This window comes from Sphingomonas psychrotolerans, assembly GCF_002796605.1.
Lineage (GTDB): Bacteria > Pseudomonadota > Alphaproteobacteria > Sphingomonadales > Sphingomonadaceae > Sphingomonas > Sphingomonas psychrotolerans.
On the sequence record NZ_CP024923.1, the window covers coordinates 4,493,789 to 4,516,597 of the forward strand.

General features: G+C 67.4%; 17 protein-coding genes. 12 read left to right on the forward strand and 5 right to left on the reverse strand.

Annotated elements, in window-relative coordinates:
• Window positions 1-34: 34 nt before the first annotated feature.
• From CVN68_RS20375 to CVN68_RS20385, 3 genes are all read right to left on the reverse strand, one after another.
• The gene (locus CVN68_RS20375; RefSeq protein ID WP_100283808.1) at window positions 35-1,765 is read right to left on the reverse strand and encodes an amidohydrolase; all 1,731 of its coding nucleotides are present in this window, start codon (window positions 1,763-1,765) and stop codon (window positions 35-37) included.
• Between the two features lie 65 nt (window positions 1,766-1,830).
• A complete protein-coding gene (locus tag CVN68_RS20380) occupies window positions 1,831-3,939 on the reverse strand; it encodes a TonB-dependent siderophore receptor (RefSeq protein WP_100283809.1) in 2,109 nt (702 codons plus the stop codon).
• Window positions 3,940-4,109: 170 nt separating this feature from the next.
• The gene (locus tag CVN68_RS20385) at window positions 4,110-6,797 is read right to left on the reverse strand and encodes a LuxR C-terminal-related transcriptional regulator (protein WP_158298994.1); all 2,688 of its coding nucleotides are present in this window, start codon (window positions 6,795-6,797) and stop codon (window positions 4,110-4,112) included.
• A gap of 223 nt (window positions 6,798-7,020) precedes the next feature.
• On the opposite strand from CVN68_RS20385, the gene CVN68_RS20390 reads away from it, so the two are divergent.
• Genes CVN68_RS20390 through CVN68_RS20400 form a run of 3 tightly spaced genes read left to right on the forward strand, consistent with a single transcriptional unit; the run spans window position 7,021 to window position 11,019 of the window.
• A complete protein-coding gene (locus tag CVN68_RS20390) occupies window positions 7,021-8,646 on the forward strand; it encodes a hydantoinase/oxoprolinase N-terminal domain-containing protein (RefSeq protein ID WP_100283811.1) in 1,626 nt (541 codons plus the stop codon).
• Entirely contained in the window at window positions 8,636-9,736 is a 1,101-nt protein-coding gene (locus CVN68_RS20395; RefSeq protein ID WP_100283812.1) for a DUF917 domain-containing protein, read from the forward strand. The genes CVN68_RS20390 and CVN68_RS20395 overlap by 11 nt, the downstream gene beginning before the upstream one ends.
• Window positions 9,733-11,019: a cytosine permease gene (locus tag CVN68_RS20400; RefSeq protein WP_233503458.1), complete on the forward strand. Its 1,287-nt coding sequence runs from the start codon at window positions 9,733-9,735 to the stop codon at window positions 11,017-11,019. The genes CVN68_RS20395 and CVN68_RS20400 overlap by 4 nt, the downstream gene beginning before the upstream one ends.
• Here the strand turns inward: CVN68_RS20400 and CVN68_RS20405 are convergent.
• Complete coding sequence (locus tag CVN68_RS20405) at window positions 10,990-12,186, reverse strand: CaiB/BaiF CoA transferase family protein (protein ID WP_100283814.1); 1,197 nt, start codon at window positions 12,184-12,186, stop codon at window positions 10,990-10,992. The genes CVN68_RS20400 and CVN68_RS20405 overlap by 30 nt on opposite strands.
• 86 nt (window positions 12,187-12,272) lie before the next feature.
• On the opposite strand from CVN68_RS20405, the gene CVN68_RS20410 reads away from it, so the two are divergent.
• The 4 genes from CVN68_RS20410 (at window position 12,273) to CVN68_RS20425 (ending at window position 16,693) form a co-directional block, all read left to right on the forward strand.
• A complete protein-coding gene (locus tag CVN68_RS20410; protein ID WP_199560326.1) occupies window positions 12,273-13,739 on the forward strand; it encodes an aldehyde dehydrogenase in 1,467 nt (488 codons plus the stop codon).
• Between the two features lie 10 nt (window positions 13,740-13,749).
• Window positions 13,750-14,514, forward strand: coding sequence for an SDR family NAD(P)-dependent oxidoreductase (locus CVN68_RS20415; RefSeq protein WP_100283816.1), 765 nt, complete (start codon window positions 13,750-13,752; stop codon window positions 14,512-14,514).
• A 72-nt stretch (window positions 14,515-14,586) separates the two neighbouring features.
• The gene (locus CVN68_RS20420) at window positions 14,587-15,318 is read left to right on the forward strand and encodes an IclR family transcriptional regulator (RefSeq protein WP_100283817.1); all 732 of its coding nucleotides are present in this window, start codon (window positions 14,587-14,589) and stop codon (window positions 15,316-15,318) included.
• A gap of 52 nt (window positions 15,319-15,370) precedes the next feature.
• Window positions 15,371-16,693, forward strand: a complete 1,323-nt coding sequence (locus CVN68_RS20425) for an MFS transporter (RefSeq protein WP_100283818.1) — start codon at window positions 15,371-15,373, stop codon at window positions 16,691-16,693.
• Window positions 16,694-16,713: 20 nt separating this feature from the next.
• On the opposite strand, the gene CVN68_RS20430 is transcribed toward CVN68_RS20425, so the two are convergent.
• The gene (locus CVN68_RS20430; protein ID WP_100283819.1) at window positions 16,714-17,214 is read right to left on the reverse strand and encodes a hypothetical protein; all 501 of its coding nucleotides are present in this window, start codon (window positions 17,212-17,214) and stop codon (window positions 16,714-16,716) included.
• A 147-nt stretch (window positions 17,215-17,361) separates the two neighbouring features.
• On the opposite strand from CVN68_RS20430, the gene CVN68_RS20435 reads away from it, so the two are divergent.
• From CVN68_RS20435 to CVN68_RS20455, 5 genes are all read left to right on the forward strand, one after another.
• Window positions 17,362-17,835, forward strand: coding sequence for a MarR family winged helix-turn-helix transcriptional regulator (locus tag CVN68_RS20435; protein ID WP_100283820.1), 474 nt, complete (start codon window positions 17,362-17,364; stop codon window positions 17,833-17,835).
• Window positions 17,832-19,199 carry a S41 family peptidase gene (locus tag CVN68_RS20440; protein WP_100283821.1) on the forward strand — a complete coding sequence of 456 codons (1,368 nt, stop codon included), beginning with the start codon at window positions 17,832-17,834 and terminating at the stop codon, window positions 19,197-19,199. Before CVN68_RS20435 ends, CVN68_RS20440 begins: the two co-directional genes overlap by 4 nt.
• Window positions 19,200-19,333: 134 nt before the next feature.
• Window positions 19,334-20,263, forward strand: coding sequence for a 5-dehydro-4-deoxyglucarate dehydratase (kdgD, locus tag CVN68_RS20445; protein WP_100284575.1), 930 nt, complete (start codon window positions 19,334-19,336; stop codon window positions 20,261-20,263).
• Between the two features lie 31 nt (window positions 20,264-20,294).
• Window positions 20,295-21,185 carry a LysR substrate-binding domain-containing protein gene (locus CVN68_RS20450; RefSeq protein WP_100283822.1) on the forward strand — a complete coding sequence of 297 codons (891 nt, stop codon included), beginning with the start codon at window positions 20,295-20,297 and terminating at the stop codon, window positions 21,183-21,185.
• Window positions 21,182-22,723: a carboxylesterase/lipase family protein gene (locus tag CVN68_RS20455; RefSeq protein WP_100283823.1), complete on the forward strand. Its 1,542-nt coding sequence runs from the start codon at window positions 21,182-21,184 to the stop codon at window positions 22,721-22,723. The genes CVN68_RS20450 and CVN68_RS20455 overlap by 4 nt, the downstream gene beginning before the upstream one ends.
• Window positions 22,724-22,809 lie beyond the last annotated feature (86 nt).

The following is a 22,809-nucleotide window of genomic DNA, read 5'->3' on the forward strand; positions in this document are numbered from 1 at the left end:
GCCGATGCAAGCGGGCGTGCGGCGGCGCGCATGTTCAGCGGCCGAGCGGCTGGAGCTTGCCGAACACTTCGCGGCCCTGGAACAGAGTGAGCAGGACTTTGGTCGAATGGATCTGCCGCACCGGGGTCTCGAACAGATTGCGGTCGAGCACGATGATGTCGGCGCTCTTGCCCGGCGCGAGCGAGCCGGTCTGCTTGTCGAGGTGATTCACATAAGCGACGTTGAGCGTATAGGCCCGCAGCGCCTGCGCCAGCGTGATCCGCTCGCCGGCGCCGAGCGGGGGACGATCGCCCTCCGGCGCGACGCGCGTGAGTGCCACTTCGATGCCCTCCATCGGATTGGCCGACGCCACCGACCAGTCGGCGCCATAAGCCAGCCGCCCGCCGAAGCGCAGCACGCTTCCCGAGGGGTAGATATAGGTGGCGCGTTTGGGGCCGATCCGCTCGATCGCGAGGTCCATATAGGCCTCGTTGCACGCCCAGAGCGGCTGGAAGATCGCCGTGACGTCGAGCTTGCCGAAGCGCGGCTGATCGGCCGGATCGATGACGTTCATGTGCGAGATCATCGGGCGCGTATCGTGGGCGCCGCCGGACCTGCGGGCGCTTTCGACCGCGTCGAGCGCCTGGCGGACGCCGGCGTCGCCGATCGCGTGGAAATGCGACTGCATGTTGCGGGCGTCGAGCTGCGCCACGGCTGCGGCGAGCGCGTCGGGGGTGATCTGGGTCGCGCCCTTGACGTCGGTGCCCTCATAGGGCGCGAGCATCGCCGCGGTCTGCTGCGGAATGACGCCGTCGATGAAGAATTTCACGCCATTGGCGGTGAGCCCGATTTCGCGGGCGCGGGCCGAGAGCTTGACGATGTCGGGCATCTGATCGAGCCCGCGATCGTTGTTCCAGTGGAGGTCCATCACGGTGTGAGCGGTGAGCGCGCCGCGATCCTTGACGGCTTTGTACGCATCGAGTGCCTTGCTGGTGCCGCCCTTGTCCCACTCGACCGACGCGTCGTGCCACGAGGTGATGCCGAGGCTGTTGAACAGCGTCACCGTATAGGTGATCGCGCCTTCGAGGTCCTTCGCGGTTGGCGGCGGCACCAGCGGCTCGACCAGAGCCATCGCCGATTCTTCGAGCGCGCCGACCGGCTCGCCACTGGCGTCGCGGTCGATCGTGCCGTTCTTCGGATCGGGTGTATCGCGGGTGATCTTGGCGAGCTCGAGCGCCTTCGAGTTCACCCACAAGGTGTGCCCGTCGGATTCGAAGATCAGCGCGCGGTCCTTCGAGACCGAATCGAGCAGTTCCTTGTTGGGGATGCCCTTTGGCGGGAACAGCGACTGGTTCCAGCCCGAGCCGAAGATCGTGCCGGTGCCCGGCGTCTTCGCCACGCAATCGGCGATGATCCGGCGATAATCGTCCAGCGTCTTGCCGGCATGGAGCGAGCAGCGGGCATGGCTCATGCCGCCGAAGATCGGATGGGCATGCGCATCGCCGAACGCCGGCATCACGAAACGCCCGCCGAGATCGACGACGCGGGTCGCCGTGCCCTTGCGCCTGGCCACGTCCGCCGCTGAACCGACCGCGAGGATCTTGCCGTCCTTGATCGCCACTGCCTCGGCCCAGGGCTGGCCGGTCTCGACGGTATAGATCCTCGCATTCGTCAGGATCAGATCGGCGGTCGGGGCCGTGGGCGCGGGGGCGGCACCGATCGCGAGCAGCGCCGCGCCTGCCAGCAGCAGGCGGGTTTTGGGGAGACGGGGCGTGGTGCGGTTCATGCGATCGATCCCGATATTATGGTTGAGGGGCCGGAGCGGCGCGGCTCCGGCCCTGTGCGGAGCCGTCAGAAACGGCGGCGCAGCGAGGCGAGGACCGTGCGATCCTTGCCGAGGTAGCAATAGCCTTCGTTGATCGCGCCGGCGGAGTAGCTGCAGTTGGTGTAGACCTTCTCGTCGAAGATGTTGGCGCCGTTCACCGATAGCGACCATTTGCCGTAGCTGAGCTCGAGCATGGCATCGGCCAGCGTCACCGGATCGACCCGGTAGAGCTGGTCGAAGCTGACCTTGTCGCTTTGATAGCGCACCCCGGCGCCGACCTTGACGCTGAGATCACCCCCCAGGTCGAACCGCTTCGACGTCCAGACCGATGCCTGATGCTCGGGCAGATTCTCGCGCCGATCGCCGCGCAGTCGGCCATCGACGACCAAATATTCGGCGCGGGTATAGCTGTACGAGGCAGTAACGTCGAAATCGGCCGGCAGCTTGAGCTTGGCTTCGGCCTCGACGCCGCGCGAACGGGTCGAGCCGCCCTGGATGAAGTTCTGCAGTTCGTTCGGGTCGGCGATCAGGACATTCTGTTCCTTGATGTCATAGGCCGCGACGGTGAACAGCATCCGCGACGAAGGCTGGAACTTGATGCCCGCTTCGTACTGGCGGCCCGACCGCGGGACATAGGCCACGCCGAAGAAGTTCGATCCGAACACCGGCAGGAACGATTCCGAATAATTGAAATAGGGCGACACGCCCTTGACCAGATCGGCGATGATGCCGCCGCGGAACGTCCACGCCTTGTTGCTTTCCAGCTGCACGTTGTTGACGTTCGACTTCACATTGTCGTGCCGCGCGCCGAAGACGAGCGACACCCGGTCCCAGGCGCGGATCTGGTCCTGGAAATAGAAGCCGGTCTGCGAATTCTTGGTGTCCGTGGTCCAGCCCACGCCCGTGGCGAACGGCACGCCGTACACCGGCGCATAGAGATTGAGCCCCGGCGCGGCGCCGAAGCCTTCCTCCTTGTCCTCACGGAACTCGGTATAGTCGAACCCGGCGAGGATCTGGTGCTCCAGCGGTCCGGTGCCGAAGCTCAGCACGAGATTATTGTCGCTGTTGAGGCCGGTATATTGGGCGCGGTTCAGATACCAGGCGCGGTTGGCGATGGTGCGGCCCGCGTCGGCATAGGCGCCCCCGAAGCCGGTATAGCCGAACACTTCCTGATAGTCGGTGTCCTGCTCGAAGGTGCGGTTGCGGCTGTTGAAGGTCAAATTGTCGTTGAAACGGTGCGTCACCAGCAGCGACAGCGCATAATGGCTCGAGCGGGTATGGTTGAAGTCCGGCTCGCCCAGATAGAAATCGTCGGAGATACGCGTGGCGCCGCTGCCGTCGACGGTCTTGCTGGTCGGCAGATAGGTCTGGCTGCCCAGCTTGTCGCGCTGATATAGCCCGATAAAGGTCACTTCGGTGTCCGGGCCCGGCCTGAGAGTGACTGCCGGCATGACCGTGATGCGATCGTTCTTCTGCCCCGGCTGCTGCAGGTCCGCGTCGCGGTACAGGCCGACGAGCCGCGCCGAGACGCCGTCGACGATCGGGCCGGTGACGTCGAGCTGCGCCTGCTTGTAATCGTCGGTGCCGTAGGTGATGCCGATCTCGCCGCCGAAATTTTCCTGCGGCCGCTTGCTGATCGAATTCAGGATGCCGCCCGCGCCACCGCCGCCGTACAAGGTCGACGAAGGGCCGCGCAGCAGCTCGGCGCGCTCGACGGTGAAGATTTCCAGCCGTCCGCCATAGATGAAGCCCGGCATGCGATTGAGGCCGTCGAGATATTGCTCGGCGCCGGTGCCGCGCACCGCGAGGAAGTCGCCGCGGGTGTCGACGCCGTTCAGCTCGCTGGTGGCACCCGCGCTGTAGCGGATGACGTCCTGCAAATTGACGGCTGCGCGATCCTGGAAATCCTCGCTGGTGATGACGCTCACCGACTGCGGGACCTGAGTCAGCGGCGTATCGGTCTTGGTGCCTGAAAGCGCGCTGCCGGTCACGACGATGTCATCTTCGCCGTTCACATCCGGCGCGTCCTGGGCCAGCGCCGCATGCGACCAGGCCAGCATGCCGCAGGCCGACAGCAGCGCCAGCCGCAGTCGCTTCGCTCTGAGGGAACCGCGTATCTCGAACTGCCGTACCATATGCCACCCCTTGTGAAGTCGTTGTGATGTCGTTGTCGAACGCCGGCGCGCAGTGCGTTGTGTGCGCCAGTCCTCCCATCGGCATTCAACAACACGGGCGCGGCAACGCCACGCGCAAATCAGGGTAAGCAAGGGGTGAAGATGGGTAAGCCCGTAGAGACAAGCGGGTGTCAGGCGGCGGGCGGATCGGCGCCCGGCAGAAAGCCGCGCTCGCGCGAGACGCGTACCGCGTCGCGGCGCTTGTTGACCCCGATCTTGCGGAAAACCGATTTGAGCCGGTATTTTACCGTGTCCGGCGACATGCCGATCAGCCGGGCGATCTCCTTGTTCGAATAACCGTAGCTCAGATGCGCGAGGATCGCCGTTTCGGCTGGGTTGAGAGCGTCGTCGTCCGCCGGCGCCGCGGCGCGGATGGCGACGGCGCGAGAGAGATTGCGCAGGAACTGGGCGCGGAAGCGATCGATCCGCGGCGCGCCGCCAAGCGCCGCCTCGACCAGCTCACGCGAGAAGCGCCGCGCATCGACGAAAGGGCGGACCACGCCCTGGAACATCGCCACGCCGACCGCCTCGTCGAAACAAGCCTGTGCGCGGGCCGCGTCGCCCGCCTGACGCAAGCCATGTGCGCGGAGCAGATTGACGTCGATCAGCAGCCGGCCCGCGCCGTGCTGGCTGGCCCAGCGGTGCATATGCGCGAGATCGGCGAGCGCGGTCACGTGATCGCCGTCCAGCAGATGCAATTGCGCGCGGCACATGGCAGCGGCCACCGCCACTGCGCGATAGCGCGGCGATTCCGAGCGCATCGGCTCCGCAAGCGCGTCGAGCCCGATGCGCTCGGCCAATGCCCTTGCAGGGGCGATGTCCGGCGCGTGGTGGAGCAGCAGCTCGAGCTCGCATAGATCGGTGAGCAAGGTGAGCTGGTGGAAGCGCCGGCGCTCGGCGGTGCGCCGGGCGCGATCGAGCAATGCCTGCGCGGCGGCAAGCGCGCCGTCGCCGGCCGCCGCGCGGGCGGCAGTGAAATAAGCTGCGGCGTAGACGTCGACCCAGCCGTCGAACAATTCCATGTGCGGCAGCGCCCATTCGAGCAAGGCGAGCGCCTCCGGCGCGCGGTCCTGCTCGTAGAGCAATTCCGCCTCGAACGCCGCGCAATTGGCCGCGAGGTCCGATCGCGGGCCGAAGCCGCGTTCGATTTCATCGCGAGCATCGGCGAGGATCACGGCGGCGTCCTGCATGCGGCCCTGGGCGCGCTTGATCCGCGCCTCGTGGAAGCGCGTGAACAGGTCCGAATAAAGCGAGCCGAGCGCCTGATAATGCTCGCGCGCGGCGAGCGTCGGTTCGAGCGCACGCTCCAGCCAGCCGCCTTCATAATATTTGGCGCCCAGCGTTTCGTAGAAATTGGCGAGCACCAGATGATCGTCGGCCGGCAGCGTGCGGAGCAGCGCCTCGCGCTCGAGCAAGGTCTCGAACGTCATCGGCAGATTCTCATATTCGACCAGCACATCGCCGACGACGCGGATCTCGGTCCATAGATCGGCGGAGAGATCGGGGTCTGCGGTCGCGACGAAGCGATCGAACTCGGCGCGGGCGACTTCCATCTGGCCGCGCTTCACTTCGAGATAGATGCTCGCCAGCAACAGCCGCGGGCGCGCCGCGATGGTGGCGGCAGGCAATTCGGCGAGGCCGCGCTCGACCATGCCCTGAAAGCCCTGCGGGATCAGCCGCCAGCCGCCGGCATCCTCGAGCACCGTCGCCAGCAGTGCGTCGTCACTCGCCTGGACGGCGTGATCGACCGCTTCGACCACTTCGCCCCGCTCGGCGAACCACAAGGCCGCCCGCCGCTGCAGCGTGCGGAACAATGCGGCATCGCCGCGGGCGAGGCGCTCGCGCAGATATTCGGCGAAGAGCTGATGATAGCGATAGGCTTGGCGATCGGGCGAAACCGGGGTGAGCACCACGCCTTGCTGCTCGAGCCTTTCGAGCAGCAGCCAGCCGTCCTGGCGATCGCACAGCAAATTGATCGTGTCGCCGGTGAGATGGTCGAGCAACGCGGTGCGCAGGACGACTTGCTGAGTTTCCTCGGGCAGCGTCATCAGCACTTGCTCGGAAAGGTAGCGTGCGAGTTCCGAACTCGCGCCGCTGAAATGCGCGACGAGCTGGCGGGGGTCGGCGCCGCGCTTCAAGGAGAGCGCAGTGAGCTGGAGCGCGATCGCCCAGCCTTCGGTGCGCTCGACGATGCGCGCCACGTCTTCGCCCGCGAGCGTCGCGCCGTCGCCGCGCGCGAGCAGCGCCCCTGCTTCCTCGGCAGAGAATTTGAGGTCCTCGGCATGGAGCTCGAGCAATTGCTCTTCGGCAGCGAGGAGCGACTGGCCGAGCCACGGATAATCGCGCGAGGCGACGATGAAGTGGCAGTTGGGCGGCGCGAGCTGGATCAGCGCCTTGAGGAACTCGCCGACCGGCGCGCCTTCGGCGAGATGGAGATCGTCGAGAATCAGCACCACCCGGCGCGGTTCGCGCGCGAGGCGATTGATGATCGCGGACAAGGCCGCGCGCGGCGGCAGATCGGCGAGCTTGCGTTCGCCCTCGGCATCCATGCCGTCCACCGCGAGCGCGATATATTGGGCGAGGCGCCCGGGATCGGCATCGTCGCGTTCGAGAGTCAGCCACGCGACCAGCGTCGCGTCGCCGTCGACCCGGGCGCGCCACTGCGAAAGCAGGCTGGTCTTGCCGTAGCCGGCGGGGGCGTGGATGAGCGTGAGGCGCCGCGCCAGCGCCCCATCGAGCCGCGCGAGCAGCGCATCGCGCCGCACCTGGTTCCCCATCCAGGCGGGGGGCGCGATCTTCGTGGGGATCAGTTCATCCACTTTGCCGTCCTGTCGCCAAGGCTCCTCGTCGCTTTCCGGCATCCCGCTCCGCCGGGAAGTCTAGGCGTGGAATTGCGGTGCGCTCAAGGCCGCCACGACAAGAATTACCCGATTGGGCGGGCCGATTACCCGAACCACCTGTTCCCGCACCCGTTTTACGAGTTGCGCGGCGAACGACGCGGCACCTACCCACAAGGGGTTACCGGGGCAGGAGTTGAGGTCAGTGCGCATTGGTGTCGATGTGGGGGGCACGAATACCGACGCCGTGCTGATGGACGGGAGCGACGTGCGCGCCTGGACCAAGCAGCCGACCACCGCCGATGTGAGCTCGGGAGTCGCAGCGGCGATCACGGTCGTGCTGGAGCAGGCCGGGGTGGCGCCGGGCGCGATCGCATCGGTGATGATCGGCACCACCCATTTCGCCAACGCTTTGGTCGAGCGCAACCAGCTCGACCGGGTCGGGGTGCTCCGGCTGGCGAGCCCCTCGGGCGAGGCGCTGCCGCCGATGACCGGCTGGCCGGCCGACCTGACCGCGCGGATCGGCGACCATGTCTTCCTGCTTCCTGGCGGCTATGAAATGGACGGGCGCGAGATCGCGCCGCTCGACGAGACCAGGGTCCGCGACGCCGCGCTCACCTTGCGGTCGGCGGGCGTCGACGCGATAGCGATCAGCTGCGCCTTCGCGCCGATCAACGCGGCGATGGAAGACCGCGCCGCACAGATCGTGCGGCAGGTGCATCCGGACGCCGTGGTCACCGTCTCCAATGCGATCGGCCGGATCGGTTTCATCGAGCGCGAGAATGCGGCGATCCTCAATACCGCACTGACCAGCCTTGCGGGCCGGGTGATTGCGTCTTTCGAGCGGGCGCTGGCGGCGATCGGCGTATCCGCGCCGCTCTATATCTCGCAGAATGACGGTACCTTGATCTCGGCGGCGCAGGCGGCGACCTATCCGGTGCTGACGATCGGATCGGGGCCGACCAACTCGATGCGCGGCGCCGCCTTCCTGACCGGCGTTACCGACGCGATCGTGATGGATGTCGGCGGCACCACCACCGATGTCGGCGTGCTGGTGGGCGGCTTCCCGCGCGAATCCTCGATCGCAGTCGATATCGGCGGGGTGCGCACCAATTTCCGCATGCCCGACATCCTCGCGATTGGGCTGGGGGGTGGTACGCGGGTGCATCTCGATCCGGCGCTGTATGGAGCGGTGGCGCTCGACGCGGCGGCGCTGCGGGTTGGTCCGGACTCGGTCGGCTTCCGCATCGCCGAGGATGCGATGCTGTTCGGCGGGGCCACGCTGACGACGAGCGACGTGGCGGTCGCCACCGGCCGTGCCGCGTTCGGCGATCCGTCGCGCTTGCCTCCGCTGAGCGACGCGGTGTTGCAGACGGTGTGGCAGCGAATCCAGACCATGCTGGCCGACACCGTCGACCGCATGAAGACCGCACGCGGCGACGTGACGATACTCGCAGTGGGCGGCGGCAATTTCCTGATTCCGGATACGCTGAAGGGTGCCGCGAAAGTGATCCGTCCGCCGCATGCGGGGGTGGCCAATGCAGTGGGGGCGGCGATCGCGCAGATCGGCGCGCAGGTCGAGCAACTCGTCAGCTATGACAAGGTGCCGCGCGCCACGGTGATCGCGCAGCTGTCCGACGAGGCGCGCGCACGCGTGGCGGCGGCGGGGGGCGATATCGAGAAGGTGCAAATCGTGGACGTCGATGAAGTGTTTCTGAGCTATATGCCCGGCCGGGCCGCGCAAGTCCGCGTCCGCGCGGTGAGCGATCTCGTCGAGAACCGCACCACCGGCGCCACCCCTGAAACGAGCCTGGCCGCCCATGCGCATTGATCGCGCGGCGCTTGCCGATCTCGCCACCGGCGCGGCCTTTCTGGGATCGGGCGGGGGTGGGGACCCCTATTATGCCATGCTCCTCGGCGAGGCCGAACTCGCCCGGCGCGGCAGCTTTGAGCTGGTGACGCTCGATGTGTTGGCGGACGACGCGCTGGTCGTGCCGTGCGGCTGGGTCGGTGCGCCGACAGTCTCGGTCGAGAAGTTGCCGAGCGGCAAGGAGGCGATGGCCGGACTGCTCCGGCTGGAGACGATGCTCGGCCGAAAGATCGACGCAGTGATGCCGATCGAGATCGGCGGCAGCAACGGGCTGGCGCCCCTCGTCGCCGCCGCCGAGCTGGGAGTGCCGGTGGTCGATGCCGATGGCATGGGGCGTGCCTTCCCCGAATCGCAGATGGCGATCTTCAACATCCACGGGATATCGGCCTGCCCCTCGGTGGTGACCGCATCGTCGGGATCGCTGACGGTGATCGAGACCTCGGACAATGTCGAGCATGAGCGGCTGGCGCGTGCGCTGGCGATCGCGCTGGGCGGGATCGCACACATGGTCGAATATCCACTGAGCGGCGCGCAGGCCAAGGCCTATGCGGTGCCCGGCAGCATTTCGGCGGCGATCGCGATCGGCGCGGCGATCCGGCAGGCGCGCGCGGCGGGCGAGGATCCGTTCGAGGCGCTGTTCACTGCGCTGTGGGAGGGCGGGCTCTATTCGCATGCGGGAGTGCTGTTCGACGGCAAGATCACCGATCTCGAGCGCGAGACGCGCGGCGGCTTCTCGGTCGGCCGGATCGTGATCGAGGCGTTCGACGGCCAGTCGCGCGTCGAGGTCGATTTCCAGAACGAGAATCTGCTGGCGCGCCGCGACGGCCGGATCGTCGCGATGGTGCCTGACATCCTGACGGTGATGGACCGCGAGACCGCCGACAGCATTACTACCGAACGGCTCAAATACGGCCAGCGAGTCAAATTGGTCGGCGCCGCCGCGCCGGCGATGCTGCGCACCGAACGCGCGCTCGACTTCGTCGGGCCAGGCGCCTTCGGCTATCCCGACGCCTATGTGCCGATCGAGCAATTGAACGGGTGGGGGGCGTGACCGAACACGCCGGCGAACTCCACGCGCACAGCCCGGTCCCCGAGGGCGTTACCGTCCCCGGCTGGCGGGTCGGGCTGATCGTCGCGAGCTTTTCGATCGGGCTGCCGGACTTCCTCAACGGTGCGCACAATGCGTTGGCGCTGGGCTTGTGGGGCGCGGTGAGCGCGGCATTGATCGCGGCGGTGATCCTGTGCGCCGGGGGGTGCCTCACCGCATTGGTCAGTGTGCGGACGCGGCTATCGACCTATCTGCTCGTCCGCCGTTCGTTCGGCACCGGCGGCGCGGCGCTGATCAACACCGTGATCGCGCTCATCCATTTCTGCTGGTTCGGCGTAAACGCCTCGTTCTTCGGCGAGGCGATGGTGCAGGCGGCGGAGGCCAACGGCTTCGCCGGAAACTTCACGCTCTTCGTGATCCTCGGCAGCGCGCTGATGACGGTTTCGACGATCATCGGCTTCAAGGCGCTCGATCGGCTCGCGGTGGTGGCGGTGCCGGTGCTTGGCGTTATCCTGGCGCTGGTCGTCTGGGCCGCGCTCGATCGCCACGGATTGGTGACGGTCCCCGCCGCCAGCCCGGCAGAGCCGATGGGCTTCGGCATCGCGATCTCGGCGCTGATCGGCGCCTATATGCTCGCGGTCGCGACGATGCCCGATCTGTCGCGCTATACCCGCACCACGCGCGGCGCGATCGCCAGCATGGTGCTGTCCTTCCCCATCGCCACGCCGCTGATGATGACCGCCGCGGCGATCCCCGCGCTGGCGACCTGCGAGACCAGCATCATGAAGCTGGTGGTGCAATTCGGCTTCGGCACGCCGGTATTGTTCCTGCTGGTGCTGCCGACCTGGACGGTCAACTCGCTCAACCTCTATTCCTCGAGCCTGTCGCTCGGCACCACTTTCCCGCGGGTGCGGCCGTGGCTGTTCACAATGCTGGGCGGCACGATGGGCGCCGGCTTTGCGCTGATGGGCATCCTCGACGCGTTCATTCCGTTCCTTTTGTTCCTCGGCCTGATCATCCCGCCGATCGCCGCGATCTATGTGATCGACGCGTTCACTACCTGGCGCGACGCCGATTCCGCCGCGTCCATCGCCGCAGTGCCGCTGGTGCGCTGGCCGGCGCTGGCGACCTGGCTCGGATCGATCGTGGTCGCTGTGCTCGCCGCCTATCAGGGATGGACGCTGACCACGGTGCCCGCGCTCGACGCGACGATCTGCGCCGCTTTGGTCTATGCGCTGGTGCGCCGGCGTTTCGCGTCAGCCCGGCCCGGTTCCGACCACGCCTGAGGCGACCAGCGCCTCGATCGCCGCATCGTCATGTCCGCAGTCGCGCAGCACCGCGCGGCTGTCCGCGCCGATCCCGGCAGGCGGCGCATCGGGGGCAGGAGATACCGTCTCGAAACGCACCGGCTGCGGCACCATCCGCGCCAACCCGGCGGGATAGACCTCGGGCACGTCGAAGAAGCCGATCTCGGCGAGATGCGGATCGTGCAACAGATCGTTGGGCGTCGCGATGCGCGCGCACGGGACATCGCGTGCCGACAGCTTCTCGATCCACGCATCGGTAGTCCGCGCGGGCAGGCTCTCGGCGAGGATCGCATAGAGGTCGTCGATCCGCGTCTGCCGCGTCCGCGCATCGCGGAACCATGCCTCTTCGCACAGCGCCTCGCGGCCGATCTCGGCGAGGAAGCGGCGCCATTGTTCGGCGGTATAAGGCAGCACCGCGATCCAGCCATCGGCAGTGCGGAACGGCCGGCGATTGGCCGACAGCACCCGCGGATAGCCGGTCGCGCCGTCTTCGGCGAAGCTCGCTTCGGCGAGATGCTCGTTCATCAGGAACGCGACCATCGCCTCGAACATCGGCACTTCGACCCGGAACGGCCCCGGCTGTCCGCGCTCGCGCGCCACGAGCGCCGCAAGGATGCCGTAGACCGTGTGCAAGGCCGCGACCTTGTCGGCGACGATCGTCGGCACGAATTGCGGCGCGCCGCCGTGATGCATCGCCAGCCCCGCCATGCCGCTGGCCGCCTGGATGATGTCGTCGAACGCCGGCCGGTCTCGATATTGCCCCGCCTGCCCGAAGCCGATCGCGGCGCAGTGGACGATGCGCGGGTTGATCGCGGCCACTGCATCGAAGCCCAGCCCCAGCCGCTCGGCCGCATCGACGCGCATATTGTGGAGCAGCACGTCCGCCGTCCCGATCAGCCGCGCCAGCGCGGCGCGTCCCTCGGCGCGCTTCAGGTCGATCGCGAGCATCCGCTTGTTGCGGTTGTTGTTGACGAACAGCGCGCCGCCGCCGGGACCCTGCGGATGCGCGTTGCGGGCGATATCGCCCTCGAGCGGTTCGACTTTGATCACTTCGGCGCCGAGATCGCCGAGGATCTGCCCGGCATAGGGGCCGAGCACCACCGCTCCGATTTCGACCACGCGGATGCCCTTGAGCAGCGGAATCACCGAATCTCTCCCTAAATCTCTTGACTCATGTTTCCATGTGAGGACTAATATGTCCATATATAGAGACTATACCGAGAGTGATGTCGATGACCGAGTTCCGCTTCGATCGCCTGTTCATCGGCGGCGCCTGGGTTGCGCCGATCGACGGCGGGGTGCGTGACAGCGTGGATCCGGCGACCGGCCAGCCATGGACGCAGGTCGCTTATGGGGGTGCGCAGGACATTGATCGGGCGGTTGTTGTGGCGCGCGAGGCGTTCGAGGGGCCGTGGCGCAAGATGGCGCCGTGGGAGCGGGCCGGGCTGCTGCGCAAGTTCGCCGAGCTCTACGCCACGCAAATCGAGGCGCTGGCGCAAGTCGAATCGCGCGACAATGGCCGCGCGATCCGTGAGTCGCGCGGCGATATCGGACTCCATCCGCAATATTGGCACTGGTTCGCCAGCCTCGCCGACAAGGCGGACGGTCGGACGATCCCGATGGACGACAGCGTCCATGCCTTCACGTCGCGGCTGCCGGTGGGTGTGGTCGGCACGATCACGCCGTGGAACGTGCCGCTGATGGCGGCGACGTGGAAGCTCGGGCCGGCACTGGCGGCGGGATGCACCGTCGTCCTCAAGCCCGCCGAGCAGACTCCGGCTTCGTCGCTGGCGCTCGCCGCGTTGTTCGAGCAAGCGGGTTTTCCGCCGGGCGTGGTCAATGTCGTGCCCGGCGATGGTCCCGTTGCCGGCGCGCATCTCGTCGCGCATCCGGGGGTCGACAAGATCGCCTTCACCGGCGAGGGCGCGACCGCCAAGGCGATCCTCAAGACCGGCGCCGACACGCTCAAGCGCTTCAGCTTCGAGCTGGGCGGCAAGGCGCCACACATCATTTTCGCGGACGCCGATATCGAGAATGCGGTCAACGCCGCGACCGGATCGGCCTGGGCACTGTGCGGCCAGAGCTGCGCGCTCGGGAGCCGGGTGCTGGTCGAGCGCCCGGTCTATGACCGCGTCGTCGAGGCGTTTCGCCGCAACGCCGGCCGGGTCCGTGTCGGCAACCAGATGGACCCCGCCACGCATATGGGTCCGCAGGCGCATGCCGAGCAGCTCGCCAAGACGCTGTCTTATGTCGATATCGGCCGCGACGAGGGGGCCGAATTGGTCGCGGGTGGGACCCGCATCGGAAGCGAGGGTTATTTCGTCGAGCCCACCGTGTTCGCCGGCGTCGCGCCGCAGATGCGGATCGCGCAGGAGGAAATCTTCGGCCCGGTCGCCGCGATCATCCCCTTCGACGGCGAGGACGAGGCAGTCGCGATCGCCAACGGCACGCCTTATGGCCTCGCCGCCGGACTGTGGACCGGCGATGTCGGCCGCGCGCACCGCGTCGCCAATCGGATCGAGGCCGGCATGGTCTGGGTCAACACCTATCGCTATATCCGCTGGTCCACGCCTTATGGCGGCGTGAAGACCAGCGGCTGGGGCCGCGAGAACGGCGTCGAGGCGCTCGATTCCTATCTGGAGACGCGCACCACCGTGATCTCCACCACCGGCAAGTTTGCCGATCCCTTTGCGAATTGAGGAGAGAGTGATGCGCCTTCAGGGCAGGCTGGCGATCGTCACCGCGGCGGCTTCGGGAATGGGCCGGGCAGGGGTCGAGCGCTTCGTGCGCGAAGGCGCGCAAGTCGCGGCGATCGACATCGACCCGGCGGCGCTCGACGCGCTGGTCGCGGCGTTCGGCGCCGATCGGGTGACGGCCATCGCGGCGGACCTGTCGACCCCTGAAGGTGCGCGCGGCAGCATCGATCAGGCGGTGGCGGCTTTGGGCGGTGCCGATATCCTCTGGGCGCATGCCGGGATGCCGGGGCCGGCATCGGTCGAGAATCTCGATCTCGTCGCCTATCAAAAGGCGATCGACCTCAACATCACCTCCGCCGCGCTCGGCGCGGGGCAGGTGGCGCCGCACATGCGTGCGCGCGGCGGCGGATCGATCATCTTCACGTCGTCGATCTCGGGACTGGTCGGATCGATGATGAGCCCGATCTATTCGGCGGCGAAATGGGGCGTGGTCGGTCTCGCCAAGTCGCTTGCGCTGGCGCTCGCCCCCGATGGGATCCGCGTCAATGTGGTGTGCCCGGGCCTTGCCGACACGCCGATGAAATTGGGCTTCACGGGCCGCAGCGGCGATCCCGCCGAAGCCGCGGCCAACGAGGCGAAGATCGTTGCCGCGGTGCCGCTCGGCCGGCTGGTCAAGCCGGGGGAGGTAGCCGACGCTGCGCTCTGGCTGGCTTCCGACGAGGCGAGCTTCGTCACCGGCGTGGCATTGCCGGTCGATGGCGGCTTCACGGCGCGCTGAGGATGGGGCGGGATCCGGCCAGCGCGCGACACGCTGTTGCCGGGGCCGCGCTTGCGCCATACGGCTCCAATCATGATCGTCCGCCAGGCGGCCAATGCGCTGCAGATCCTCGAATTCTTCGCCGAGCGGCAGCGACCCGCCAATGCCGCGGAGATCGCCGATGCGATGGGCTGGCCGCGCTCGAGCACGTTCAAGCTGGTCGGCACGCTGGCAGGGATGGGCTATCTCTACGAGCCGCTGCCGCGCGGCGGCCATTATCCCAGCCCGCGCTGGCTCGAGCTGGCCGAGAAGGTTTCGCAGGCCGATCCGCTGCCGGCGGAGCTCGGGCCGCTGATCCGCGACGTGATGCAGGAGAGCGGCGAGACCGTGGCGATCTCGGCTCCGGCCGGCGTGCATGCGATGTTCGTCGCGGTGGCGGAGTCGCGCCAGCCGGTCCGCTATTTCGCGCGGGTCGGCGATCGGGTGCCGATCCATGCCAGCTCGGCCGGGCGCGCCTTGCTCGCGCAGATGAGCGCGGAGGAACGCCAGGCGCTGTATCGCCGGATAGACTTCACCGATTATTCGGCGACGACGCCGATGACGCCCGGGCGCATCGAGGACGATCTGGCCGAGGCGGAGGCGCGCGGCTGGCATCAGAGCAATGCCGAATACACCCCCGATCTCGCCGGCGTGGCACTGCCGCTGGCGTATCCCGATCGGCGGCTGTCGATCGTGGTGGTCGGCCCGGTGTCGCGCTGCCTCGATCGGCGTGCCGAGACCGCGGCGCTGCTGCAGCGGCATGTGAAGGCGCTTCCCGCGCGCTGAAACCATACGAGCCCCGCCCAAAGAGGTGCGGGCCGAACCCGAGAGGAACCCCATGACGCAGGATCCCCGCGCGGTGATCGCCGCCGAGCCGATGCGCGCCGCGCAGATCGTGGTGATCGTCTTGTGCATCGCGCTCAATGCGCTCGATGGCTTCGACGTGCTGGCGATCAGCTTCGCGGCGCCGGGGATCGCGCTGGAATGGGGGATCGACAAAGCGACGCTCGGCCTGCTGCTGTCGATGGAGCTGTTCGGCATGGCCGTAGGATCGGTACTGATCGGCAATGTCGCCGATCGCATCGGGCGGCGCCCGACGATCCTCGGCTGCCTCGTGGTGATGGCGATCGGGATGTTCGCGGCGTGGGGCGCGCGCGACCTCCAATGGCTCTCGGCCGCGCGATTGTTCACCGGGCTGGGCATCGGGGGCATGCTCTCCTCGACCAGCGCGATGGTCGCCGAATTCTCGAACGATCGCCGCCGCGGGCTCGCCGTGTCGCTCAACATCGCCGGCTATTCGACCGGCGCGATCCTCGGCGGGCTGGTCGCTTCGGCACTGCTGGCGGAGACCGGCGACTGGCGTTCGGTGTTCCTGTTCGGCGCGATCGCGACCAGCGTGGCGCTGCCGCTCGCTTTCTTCCTGCTTCCCGAATCGATCGATTCGCTGATCGCGCGGCGCCGCCCGGACGCGGTGGCGCGGGTGAACGCCACCCTTGCGCGGCTTGCCCGCCCGCCGATCGCGCAATTGCCGCCACTACCCGCGCAGATCGAGAAGCCGTCGGTATTGACGCTGTTCTCGCCGCGTTATGCCGGCGTCACCTTGCTGCTCACCACCGCCTATTTCGCGCAGATCATGTTCTTTTATTATGTCCAGAAATGGATCCCGAAGATCGTGGTCGACATGGGTTTCGACCAGGCGTCCGCCGGACGCGTGCTGGTCATGGCGAATATCGGCAATCTTGCCGGTGCCGTGGCGATCGGGCTCGCCGCGCAGCGCTTCGCGCTTCGCCCGCTGGTCATCGCGGCGATGCTGGCGGGGGTCGCCGCGATCGCAGTGTTCGGCCTCGGTTTCCACGATCTGGTCAAGCTGTCGGCGGCGGCGGCGGTCGCGGCCTTCTTCATCAACGCCGGCGTGGTCGGCATGTACCCGATCCTCGCCGAGGCCTATCCGGCGGCGCTTCGGGCCAGCGGCACCGGCTTCGTGATCGGAATCGGGCGCGGCGGATCCGCGGTCGGGCCGCTGGTCGCCGGCGCCTTGTTCGCCGGGGGTAGCGGGCTCATGACGGTGTCGCTGGTGATGGGCGTCGGCGGACTGATCGCCGCGACGATGCTGGTCCTGCTCCCGGTTGCGCTGCGTCGGTTGCACAGCGACAGCGCCTGATATTCCTGGCGTTCGCGTGATTATCCGTCTTCGGAATCATCCGCGGGTGGATCGGCAAATTCCGGGAAAAGCTGTTCGATCGCGCTTTGCAGATCGTCGGTGCCGGGAAGCAGATCGTAATGGGCGAGCAATCGCTTCACCAGCCCGGCCTTGTGCGGGCCGATTCCCGGCATCGCTTCCAGACCGGGCAGGTCCGGGTCGGAGAGCCGGTCAGCCAGATCTCCCAGCGTTCGATAGCCCGACGCCGTCAGCTGCTTGCGCAGGCCCGATGGCAATATCGATCGGCTTACCGGAAGATCGCGATCGGTGGCATCCGGCGTGGTGCGCAACAATCGGGTGCCGGCTGCCTTCTCCCGCGAGAGCGCCCGGCGAATATAGCCGAGCTGCCCCGGGCTGAGCCCAAGCTGGCGTCGGATCTGGCGATAGGAATAGCCGGCGGCACGCAGGCTACGCGCCTCTTCGAGGTTCAACGCCGCTTGCTTCGACGGGCTCAACATCGGTCCCGGTTCTTCCTTTCTCATGCCGACCTTCCGCGTCAGGCGACCCAATGCTCCCGCGAAGCAGGAGCCCGAGGGCATACAGCCCTCGCTTCGTCCAGGCTCCTGTTTTCGGAACCAGCTGCGCCGAGCCCTCTTGATAGATATACAAGTGCTTGTATATATCGGCACATGAATGGAACTGCTACCTTGGGAACGCTGCTTCGTCGGCTGATCGAGCATCTCGATGGCGCCGTCGAGCGGGTCTATCTCGACGCCGGGCTGGACTATCGCCCGCGCTATACGCCGGTGGTTCGCGCTTTGATCGCCGAGGGGCCGTCGACGATCCGGGCGCTTTCGGAGCGGACCCGCGTCACCCATTCCGCCACCGGGCAGACGGTCAACCAGATGGAGCGGTGCGGCCTGGTCACGCTGACCGCGGGCAGCGATGCCAGGGAGCGGATCGTCGCGCTCGCGCCGCTCGGCGAGAGCATCGTGCCCCGGCTCGAGCAATTATGGGCCGCCACCGAGACGGCGGCGCGAACCCTCGACGAGGAACTCGGGCTGTCGCTTCCGGATGTGATCGCGCGCGCGCTGGATCTGCTCGACGAGACGCCGTTCATCGAGCGGCTCAAGGCCGCGTCGCCTCGCTTGCCAAACCAATGAAAGGCATTGCCATGTTGCTGCGTTCCGCCGCGGTTCTTGCCTTGCTCGCTGCCTCGCCCGCTTCCGCGCAGGGCGTCGTGCCGGGAAGCGCAGCGTCTTCGGCGGTTTCGCTGACTGCCGCGCAGCGTTCCGCCGCGATCGCCGACGTCGTGAAAAAGGTGACCGATCGCTATGTCTTCCCCGATCGCGTCCCGGCGATCGTCGCGCGGCTCAACGCGAGTCTCGCCGCGGGCCGGTACGATACCGACAGTCCCACCGCTTTCGCCGCCCGCGTCACCGAGGATCTGCGCGCCGCGAGCAATGATCGCCACATGTATCTGAACTATGCCCCGGCCCAGTTCGCGGCCGCGAGCACGAGCAAGCGTGGGGGCGAGGACAGCCCTGAACTTCAGGCATTCTGGCAGCGCAAGGCACGTCGCGACAATCATGGTCTCACCGAGATGAAGATCCTGCCGGGCAATGTGCGGTATCTGCGCATCGCGGGCTTCGAATGGGTCGAGGACCAGACCGGCGGGGCCTATGACGCGGCGATGCGCTTCCTTCGCGACGGGGACGCAGTGATCGTCGATCTGCGCGGCAATGGCGGCGGATCGCATGCCGCGGTGCGCTATCTGCTCAGCCATTTCATGGCGAGCGACCAGCTCGACATCACCTTCCTAGAAACCGGCAAGGAGCCGGTCCAGTCGCGCACGCTGGAATATCTCCCGTCCGGCCGGCTGAAAAGCACGCCGCTTTATGTGCTGATCAGCAAGCAGGTCGGTTCGGGCGCCGAGGCCTTCGCTTATGACGTCCAGCAATTCCATCTCGGCACCCTGGTCGGCGCGACCACTTCGGGCGCCGCGAACAACAACGAACTGACTCCGATCGCGCCGGGCTTCATCCTGAGCTGTTCCTACGGTCGACCGGTTCATCCGGTGTCCGGGTCGAACTGGGAGGGGATCGGCGTGAAGCCCGACATCGCGACCGACGCGGAGCAGGCGCTGGAGGTTGCCCAATCGCTCGCGCTGGCCGGACTGCTCAAGCGGACCGACGCGAATCCCGCCGACCGTAGCGCCTGGACATGGGCACGCTTCGGCATCGAGGCACGGCTGCATCCGCCGGTGCTGTCGCAAGCCCAATTGCGCGCGATGGCCGGGCAATATGGCGAGCAGCGCGTGCTTTGGCGCGATGGGGCGCTTTATTACGCGCGCCGCAGCGGTCAGGCCGCGCGACTCATTCCCTTGACCGCGGACGGGCTGTTCACGGTCGAGGGCTATGACGATCATCTCCACATCCGCCTGACCGGCGATGCGATGGAGACGCAGTGGAACGACGAGCCGGCACCCACGCGTCTGCCCCGGTCGTCGGGTGTCGCGAAGCCCTGATCGCGCTTATCATGCCACGTCGTGCATCGATCCATCGCGGCTTTGGTTTGGACGGGGCGCCGGAGACGCCCTAGTTGAACAGGCGAGACCCGTGGCGCATCGATCGCGGCGCGGCCTGGGAGATGCCTGTGACGATGAGCCCGACCGACATGGCCCGCACCTTGGGTGGTGGGCTGCTGTCCTTCCCCGTGACCCATTTCGACGCCGAGGGCACCTTCCTCGAAGATCCCTATCGCGCGCATTGCGCATGGATGCTCTCGCACGAGCTGGCGGGGCTGTTCGCCGCCGGTGGCACCGGCGAATTCTTCTCGCTCACTCCGAACGAAGTCGTCCGGGTCGTGGGCGCCGCGGCCGCCGAGGCGAACGGCAAGCTGCCGGTGATCTCGGGCTGCGGCTATGGCACTGCGATCGCAGTCGAGATCGCGCGCGGCGCCGAAAAGGCCGGTGCCGACGGGCTGCTGCTGCTCCCGCCCTATCTGGTCGGCTCGTCGCAGGCGGGGCTCGCCGCGCATGTCGAGGCGGTTTGCAAGGCGACCGGGCTCGGCGTGATCGTCTACAACCGCGACAATGCGGTGCTCGACGACGAGGCGCTCGCGGGGCTTTGCGAACGCAACCCCAACCTTGTCGGGTTTAAGGACGGCGTCGGCGATATCGAGCTGATGACGCGGATCTATGCGCGGATGGGCGATCGGCTGACCTATATCGGCGGGCTTCCCACCGCGGAGACCTTCGCCGCGCCCTATCTGACGATGGGCGTCACCACCTATTCCTCGGCGATCTTCAATTTCATGCCCGAATGGGCGCTGAATTTCTATCGCGCGGTGCGCGCCGACGACCGCGCCGAAGTGCTCGCCCAGCTTCGCGCGTTCGTGCTTCCCTATATCACGCTGCGCAACCGCGGCCGCGGTTATGCGGTGTCGATCGTCAAGGCCGGCATGCGCGTGGTGGGTCGCGATGCGGGTCCGGTGCGCTCGCCGCTCACCGATCTGACCCCTGCCGAGCAGGAAGAGCTTCGCGCGCTGATCGAGCGTGCCAGTGCCGGGGCGATCGCGCACGCCGCGTGACTTGGGGCATGGGGGTGCGATAGATGGGCTCATGTTCGAGCTGAGCCAGCTTCGCTGCTTCGTCGCCGCTGCCGAGGAACTTCATTTCGGCCGCGCCGCGCAGCGGCTGAACATGACCCAGTCCCCGCTCAGCCGCCAGATCCAGCTGCTCGAGCGCATTCTCGGGATCACCTTGCTCGAGCGGACCAGCCGGCAGGTCAGCCTGACTCCGGCGGGCCGCGTCTTTCTGATCGAGGCGCGCCGTATCGTCCGCCTCGCCGAGAGCGCGGCGCTTTCCGCCCGGCGCGTGGCGAAGGGCGATACCGGCAAGGTCGCGATCGGCTTCACCGCGGTGTCGGGCTACAGCCTCGTCCCGCGCATCGTCGCGCAGGCGCGGGCACGCCTGCCCAATATCGACCTCGAATTGCGCGAGATGGTATCGGGCGATCAGGTCGATGCCTTGCTCACCGGGCTGATCGACATCGGTTTCGTCCGCCCTCCCGTCGACCGGCACGAATTCGACACCTTGTGCGTCGCGCGTGAGCCTTTGGTGGTGGCGTTGCCGCCGGGCGATCCAGGTCTGGGCAAGGCCGAGTTCGCCCTTGAGGACTTCGACGGCGAGCCGCTGATCATGTATTCGCGCGAGGGGGCGGGCTATTTCCACAACATGCTGCTGCGGCTGTTCGACGATGCCGGCGTGTCGCCGCTCTATATCCAGCACGTGACCCAGATCCATTCGATGCTCGGGCTGGTGCAGGCCGGGCTCGCTGCCGCGGTGGTGCCGCAGTCGGCCTCGGGGCTGCACTTGATCGACGTGCAGTTTCGGACCCTGCAGACCGAGCCGGAGGCCCCGGTCGAGCTGCACATGGCGTGGCGGCGCGACAATGCGAACCCCGCGCTCGAGCCGATGCGCCTGCTCTGCGCGCAGATTGCCGGGACATGATCGCGCGCCGGACACTGCTCGCGAGTACCTTGCTGCTGCCGGCCGCGAGCTGGGCGCGCGGCGCCGATCCGGTGGTTGCCACGCGCTACGGCCGCGTTCGCGGGCTCGCCAAAGAGGGCGTCCTGATCTTCCGCGGCGTCCGCTACGGCGCCGACACCCGGCCGCGCCGCTTCCAGCGCGCATTGCCGCCGGTGCCGTGGTCGGGCGTGGCCGATGCCATCCGCTACGGCCCCGCGGCGCCGCAGACCCGCGCCGACGAGCCGATCAGCGAGGACTGTCTGTTCCTCAACATCTGGACTCCGGCGCTCGATCGCGCGCGCCGCCCGGTGATGGTCTATCTCCACGGCGGCGCGCATGCGCACGGTTCGGGTTCGGACCCGCTGTACGACGGCACCAATCTCGTCCGCCGCGGCGATGTCGTGGTGGTGACGCTCAACCACCGTCTCGCCGGGCTTGGTTATGCCTATCTCGCGGGGCTGGGCGGCCCGGCGGAATCGGGCAATGTCGGCAATCTCGACATCGTCCTCGCGCTGCAATGGCTCCGCGACAACATCGCCGGTTTCGGCGGCGACCCTGACAAGGTGATGCTGTTCGGTCAGTCGGGCGGCGGCGCCAAGGTAGTCACCTTGATGGCGATGCCAGAGGCGCGCCCGCTGTTCCACCGCGCCGCGACGATGAGCGGCCAGCACGTCACCGCCGCCGGCCCGATGCACGCGACTGCACGTGCAAAGGCGTGGATGGCCAAGGCCGGCGCCGCGGACGTCGCCGCGCTGCGCGCGCTGCCGGTCGACAAGCTCGTCGAGGCGATGGGGATGACCGATCCGCTCGAAGGCAAGGGTGAGATCAGCTTCGTCTCAACGCTCGACCATGCAGTGCTGCGGCGCCATCCCTTCGTTCCCGATGCGCCGCGCGAAGCCGCGCACATCCCGCTGATCGTCGGCAACACGCATGACGAAACCGCCGGCTGGATTGCCGATTGGCTCAAGCGCGGCGACACCAATTGGGACAATCTCCCCGCGCGCATCGCCTCGCAGATCACCAAGGATGTCGCGCCCGATTGGGTCGCGCGGCGCTATCGCGAGATCTATCCGGACAAGACTCCCGGCCAGATCCTGCTCGCGGCGACGACGGCGGGGCGCTCATGGCCCGGGCACCTGATCCAGGCCGAGGAGCGCGCGAAGATCGGCGCACCCGCGTGGATGTACCAGCTCGATTTTCCCGCACCCGAACATAATGGCGTGCTCGGCGCGTTTCACACGCTGGACATCCCACTGGTGTTCGACAATGTCGCGGCGCCGGGTTCGCACACCGGCACGAGCCCGGCGGCGCGGCGGCTGGCGGGGCGTATGGCCGACGCCTTCATCGCCTTCGCGCGTACCGGCGATCCGAATTGCGCCAGTATCCCCGTCTGGCCGAAATACGCGCTCGACCGGCGCCTGACGATGCTCTTCGACACCGACACCCGCGTGGCGAGTGATCCGCGCCGCGAGGAGCGGCTGCTCTGGTCTGTCGCACCCTATATCAAGCCGGGCGGTTGACCCCGCTTGCAATGTTGGATTTCACCTGCTTGGCTCGGGCGTCCGCTGCTGCCGGCCGCTCTTTGACATGATTTGATATAGGCGAA